This is a genomic window from Candidatus Thermoplasmatota archaeon (assembly GCA_029907305.1).
GTDB lineage: Archaea > Thermoplasmatota > E2 > DHVEG-1 > DHVEG-1 > JARYMC01.
The window spans coordinates 1-6,530 of sequence record JARYMC010000083.1 but is presented as its reverse complement, the minus strand read 5'-3'; the positions used below and the strand labels follow the sequence as shown (position 1 = coordinate 6,530).

General features: G+C 36.9%; 5 protein-coding genes and 1 tRNA gene. All 6 read left to right on the top strand.

All coding sequences use genetic code 11. The annotated features are described in order from the left end of the window. The first annotated feature begins 208 nt into the window (after positions 1–208). The 6 genes from QHH19_06250 to QHH19_06225 all read left to right on the top strand — a co-directional run bounded on the left by QHH19_06250 (position 209) and on the right by QHH19_06225 (position 6,190). Entirely contained in the window at positions 209–790 is a 582-nt protein-coding gene (locus QHH19_06250; protein ID MDH7517926.1) for an orotate phosphoribosyltransferase-like protein, read from the top strand. 29 nt (positions 791–819) lie between these two features. Further along, complete coding sequence (gene lysS, locus QHH19_06245; protein ID MDH7517925.1) at positions 820–2,370, top strand: lysine--tRNA ligase; 1,551 nt, start codon at positions 820–822, stop codon at positions 2,368–2,370. A gap of 27 nt (positions 2,371–2,397) precedes the next feature. Further along, the gene (locus QHH19_06240) at positions 2,398–3,648 is read left to right on the top strand and encodes a tRNA (N(6)-L-threonylcarbamoyladenosine(37)-C(2))-methylthiotransferase (protein MDH7517924.1); all 1,251 of its coding nucleotides are present in this window, start codon (positions 2,398–2,400) and stop codon (positions 3,646–3,648) included. A gap of 32 nt (positions 3,649–3,680) precedes the next feature. Further along, on the top strand, positions 3,681–4,736 hold the full coding sequence (gene gap / locus QHH19_06235) for a type I glyceraldehyde-3-phosphate dehydrogenase (GenBank protein ID MDH7517923.1): 1,056 nt from the start codon (positions 3,681–3,683) through the stop codon (positions 4,734–4,736). Between the two features lie 100 nt (positions 4,737–4,836). Further along, the gene (locus QHH19_06230; GenBank protein MDH7517922.1) at positions 4,837–6,072 is read left to right on the top strand and encodes a phosphoglycerate kinase; all 1,236 of its coding nucleotides are present in this window, start codon (positions 4,837–4,839) and stop codon (positions 6,070–6,072) included. Between the two features lie 46 nt (positions 6,073–6,118). After that, positions 6,119–6,190: transfer RNA gene (locus tag QHH19_06225), tRNA-Ala, on the top strand. Positions 6,191–6,530 lie beyond the last annotated feature (340 nt).

Sequence of the window (6,530 nt, the reverse complement as noted above, 5' to 3'; positions counted from 1 at the left end):
CGTACAAAAATATTTCTAGCTTCTAATAATTCCTCTATATATGGTAGCATCCCCTCCATATTTTATTCACCAAAAAACATGGATGGATGCTACCATTACTTAAATCTTAAGTTAACAAGCACATAGGAAAAACAAGGATTGTTTTTTTTGTATGTGGAAAACATCTAAATATTCAATACCTATACCTATTTCAAAGGGTGTAATGTAAATGAAGGAGATAGATTCTCTTATTAAGAAGGCTTTAAAATACAAACAGAGTGGATTCTCTGATTATGAGATAGCTGAGGAGTTAAATGTATCAAAAGAAACAGCATCTTGGCTTTTAAATAAAGGCAAACAGAAAAAACCTGAGGGTGATCTAAAAGTTGGTTGGCATTCTATAGGGGTCTACGCCTCCAGAATAGGTTGTATCTCTGATGCATTATGCGATGTTTTATTGGAGGAATGCGAAAACAGGAAGCTGGATATTGATACAGTTGTTGGAATAGCGATAAATGGTATACCATACGCAACCTTTGTTGCTGATAACCTAGGCTTGGAGCTCGCGGTTTTAAGACCACGTCACGATAAAGCAGGTGCTTTTTCATCTAACTACGCATCAGTAACCGGTAAAACAGTTGTCCTAGTTGACGATGTAGTAGGAACAGGCGAAACATTCAAAAGCGCCATAAAAGCTGTGAATGCTGAGAAAGGAAAACCTGTTTTATGCCTAGCTGTTTTAAACAAACGATCACAGAATGATATAAATGGTGTACCGCTTCGTGCGCTGATAAGAGCAAGAGTAATTTAAACATCTAAGTTTACCGGTGAATATTAGTTATGCATTGGGCGGATGTTTTAGCAGATGAGTTACTAAAAGAAAACAAGAAACACGTTTTAGCCACTGGCATAACACCATCTGGTCCAATACATATAGGTAATATGCGTGAGATTCTTACCACAGATGCAGTTTATAGATGTGTCTTAGAAAAAGGTGGCGATGCAGAACTAATCTACATCGCTGATGATTACGACCCGCTAAGAAAGGTTTACCCGTATCTACCACAATCTTATGCTGAACACGTAGGTAAACCTATCTGTGAGATACCATGCCCATGTAGCAAACATAAGAGCTACGCTGACCATTTTCTGACATCTTTCCTAAACTCTCTGAAAGAAGTAGGTGTCAAACCCTCGGTTTATCGCGCAAGTGAAATGTACAAAAAAGGGCTTTATAACGAGTCCATCCAAATAGCTCTAGAGAACACAAAAAAGATAAAAGATATACTCGAGAAGATCTCCAATAGAAAAATACCAAAAGAATGGCTACCATTCAATGTTAAATGCGAAAACTGCGGCCGCATATCCACAACAAAACCAACCCTATACGAATACCCAATAATAGAATACACATGTGAATGCAAATACAGCGGCGAAGCTGACGTAAGAAAAGGCGGCATAGGTAAACTACCCTGGAGGGTTGACTGGCCTGCACGATGGAAAATGCTCAACGTAACATTTGAGCCATGCGGAAAAGACCTCGCAACTGTTGGAGGAGCAAGAGAAACCGGTGCAAAAATAGTCGAAGAAGTTTATGGCTACCCACATCCTGCTTTGCTCGTATACGAGTTTATAATGCTAAAGGGACAGGGTGCAATGCATAGCTCCAGAGGCACTGCACTCAGCGCTGAAGAAATGCTAAAGATGACACCACCAGAGGTTCTAAGATTCCTGATCGTTAAAAACCAGCCAAACAAACATATTGTTTTTGATCCAGGTCTCGGCATACTTGACCTAGTCGATGAATACGATAGAGAGGAACGAGTTTATTTCGCTAAAGAAAAAGAAATAAAAGGTATGAAAGACCTAAAAAAAACATATGAACTTTCTCAACCACACAGCATACCAAAAACAGCACCATTCCAGTTACCATACAAGCATCTGGTCACACTTATACAAATAGGAAAAAACTGGGAAAACACAAAAAAAATACTAATAAGAACAGGGCAGATACCAAAGGATTTAAAGAAAGAAGACGCAGAACATATAAAACAGAGAATAGAGCATGTACAATACTGGCTAGAAAAATTTGCTCCTGACAACATAAAATTCGAGGTGAAAGAAAAATTACCAAAAATAACGCTATCAAAAGAACAAAACATTTTTCTATCAAAATTAAAAGAAGAGATAAAAGACTTAAAATGGGAGCCAGAGGAGATACACAAAAAAATCTATGAGATATCAGAGGAAAACAAAATCCAAATCAAAACCGCTTTCCAAGCAATATATCAGATAATACTAGGCCAAGAACAGGGACCTAGGGCGGGTTACTTTTTATCAAACCTAGATAAAAAATTTGTTTTAGACAGGATAACAGAAGCGATTAAATAGACCAACTATTTTTAACAAAATCAACTTATGAAAATTTATCTAGAAACATACGGTTGCACAGCAAACAAAAGCGATGAAAGCCTAATCCTAGGTGTTTTAAAAAAAGAACACCATGAAATCGTCAACAACATAAAAGAAGCAGATGTCCTCATTTTACTAACCTGCACTGTTATTGGGACAACAGAACAACGTATGCTCTCCAGACTAAGGGTTTTTAAGAAAACAAACAAAAAGATAGTTGTCGCAGGATGTATGCCCTCTGTACAACCAGATTTAGTAAAATCAATTGCACCAGATGCCCTGTTGTTAACACCACAAAATGTGCATCATATAAAGGATATAATAACAAATAAAAAAACTGATTTACAAAAATTAGATAAAAACCAAACACAAAAATATTTTACTGATGTGATAGCACCAATCTCTATAGCCGAAGGTTGTTTACTCTCATGCTCATATTGCATCACACATTTCGCAAGAGGAAAACTTAAAAGTTATCCATTAGAATCGATTCTATTAGATGTGCATTCAGCACTAAATCAAGGTTGCAGAGAAATTCAGCTAACAGCACAAGACACAGCATCCTATGGTTTTGATATAAATTCAAACCTTGGCGTACTACTGCAGGAGACATGTAAAATAAACGGTGATTTCAGAGTAAGAGTTGGTATGATGAACCCTTCTGAGGCGCAGAAGATCCTCCCAGAAATACTATCAGCCTATGATAATCAGAAAATCTACAAATTTGTTCATCTACCTGTTCAGTCTGGTGACGATGACATCCTAAAAAAAATGAATAGGGGGTACACGGTGAATCAATTCGTTGATATATTAACCTGTTTCCGAGAAAAATACCCTGATATAACAGTTTCAACAGATGTCATAGTTGGTTTCCCAACTGAAACAGACGAGCAGTTCAAAAAAACCGTTCAATTAATAGAAAAAGTAAGACCTGATATTGTTAATATAACGAGGTTTTCTGCTCGCCCACTAACAAAAGCAAAAAACATGAAAGGACGTATACCAACAGAAAAAGTAAAACAACGCTCGAAATTTTTAACAGATTTATGCAAGAAAATATCAAATGAAAAAAACAGAGAACACATAGGAAAAACCTATAATGTTCTTGTTACCGAAAGAGGTAAAAACCAAACCTTTACAGGTAGAACTGATAACTACAAACAAGTAGTATTAAAGGAAAAAGTTGGAATAGGGGATTTCGTTAAAGTAAAAATCATTGATTCAGCTGGCACATATCTTTTAGGAAAACTTATATAGAATGCAGATAATGGCGTACAAGTGGTTTGAGGATGATTAGGATAGCAATCAACGGTTTCGGTAGAATAGGAAGAAATGTTTTAAGAGCAGCATTACAACATTCTCAGTATGGCAAAAAATTCGAGGTCGTCGCCGTTAATGATCTCAGCAACACAGAGATACTAGCCCATCTTTTGAAATATGATTCAATCTACGGTAAATTCGATGGTGATGTTGTAGCTAAAAACAATGGAATAGAAGTAAACGGTAACTTCATTGGTTTTTTTTCTGAGATAAACCCGTCTAAATTACCATGGAAAAAATTAAACATAGACGTGGCTATAGAATCCACTGGTGTATTCCGCAGTAGAGAAGGTGCATCAAAACACCTCGAAGCAGGTGCAAAAAAAGTTGTTATATCAGCACCTGGCAAAGAACCAGATGCAACCATTGTTTTGGGCGTAAATGAAAAAACATACAACGCGCAGAAACACAATATTATCTCGATGGCATCATGCACAACCAATAGCCTTGCCCCACCAGTGAAGGTTTTACATGAAGTGTTTGGTATCGAGCAGGGTTTTATGACAACAGTCCACTCATATACTAGCGATCAGCGTATCTTGGATTTCCCACACAAGGATCTAAGGCGAGCAAGGGCCGCAGCTGTTTCTATTATTCCAACAACAACAGGTGCAGCAAAAGCAGTATCACTAGTTATACCAGAACTCAAGGGAAAGATAGATGGAGTCGCACTAAGAGTACCAACACCTGATGGGTCAATAACTGATTTCACATGTGTCCTTAAAAAAGTTGTAACAGCAGAAGAAATCAACAACGTTTTGAAAAAAGCATCTGAAAATAGCCTAAAAGGTATTATGAAATACACAGAGGAACCACTAGTATCTGTTGATATAATAGGAGACCCACATTCAGCAATTATCGATGGTCTTAGCACAAAGGTTATTGGTGAAAAAGGCAATCTAGCCAAGATATTCTCATGGTACGACAACGAATGGGGTTACTCATGTAGAATCGTCGACCTGATAAACTACATGTTCAGTGAACATGTATTAGAGATGGAATCAGTAAAACAAATAAACTCCTAAGTTTAAAACATAAGAAAAACCAGGTGAAGTATTTTAAAAAATGTTATGGTTTTAAATAAATACGAATGATACTGGTTTTATAAGAGGAGGTTTTTTATTTATGAAAGAATACAACACATTGGATGATTTTAATATAGAAAACAAGACAGTTTTACTTAGGGTAGATTTTAATATGCCACTTGATAAAAAAACACTGGACATAATTGATGATACCAGGATAAGGCTTGCATTACCAACAATACAAGAACTTGTAAAAAAGAAAGCAAAAACTGTTATATTAGCTCATCAGGGTAAACAGGGTAGTTGGGATTTCACATCTATGGAAAAACATGCTAAAACCTTAGAGAAGTTGATGGGAAAACCTGTAACTTTTGTTGATGATATTTTCGGTGATAAAGCAATAAATGCGATTAAAAACCTAAAACCAGGAGATATCTTATTTTTAGATAACGTTAGAAAATTCCCTGGTGAAACAGAGAAAAAACCGCCAGAGGAGCACGCAAAATCAGATCTCATCAGAGCACTAGCTCCACTTGCGGATTTATATGTAAATGACGCTTTTGCAGCGGCACATAGGGGTCAGTGCTCGCTAACTGGTTTCACAGCTGTTTTACCCTCCTGTGCTGGTAGACTAATGGAAAAAGAGCTAATGACTCTTGAAAAAGCTGTCAACAACCCAGCTAAACCATCCGTGTTTCTTTTCGGTGGAGCAAAATTTGCCGATGTTATAGTAACAATCGACCGTGTTCTTTCAAACAAAACAGCTGATAAAGTTCTCCTAACAGGTCTTACAGCAAATGCTTTCCTAAAAGCACAAGGCATAAATCTAGGTGAGAAAAATGATGCGGCATTCGGTGAAGAAGGAACCCCAGAATTATTCAACGAAATCAAAAAGGTTTTTTTCAGATATAAAAACGATATCTATCTACCAGTTGATTTTGCAATAGAAGAGAATGGAAAAAGAAAAGAAATTGACCTTAAAGATTTACCAGCTACAAACAACCTCTTTGACATCGGTGAAAAAACCATAAAAAACTACAAAAAAGTGTTAAAGAATGCTAAAACAATTTTTTTATCAGGGCCTTGTGGCGTTTTTGAAAATCCTTTGTTTAGAAAAGGAACAGAAGAGATATTCAAATTCATCGCCAGCTCAAAAGCGTTTTCTATAGCTGGCGGAGGGCATACGGTCGCGGCGATAGAACAACTAAAAATCAAGGATAAAATATCACATGTTAGCACAGGTGGCGGTGCACTAGAAAAGTTTATGATGGGAGACAAACTAGCAGTAGTAGAAGCATTAAAAAAGGCTAAAAATAAACCAGTTGTAACTTGTTAACATGAGAAACAGTGAAAATAACCAATTTTATTCTAAGCTTTATTATGGGCTGGTAGATCAGCGGAAGATCGCCGCCTTCGCAAGGCGGAGGCCACGGGTTCAAATCCCGTCCAGTCCATATTATGTGGTTATCTTTCTCATTTGTTTAGGTATTACTTTTTCACTGATCTCGTTACTCATTTATCTATACTCAGTAGTTCGGCAAGTGGATGTCATCAGTCACTATGTTTGCTTTTGTCTTATAATAGTGATCATGATTAATGCAGTCACATATCATTGTTGAAAAGACTTTCTACATCCCTGTTCCCCTTAAGAAAACATAAATATTGACCTAGCTACCGCTAACCCAAAATCTGTTATCGACCGATAATCTGGTCTGCAATGATGTCTCGGAATGCATGTAAAATCATCGGAAATCCTTTCTTCTTCAAACTGAGTCTGATGATGAGGATGAGGTT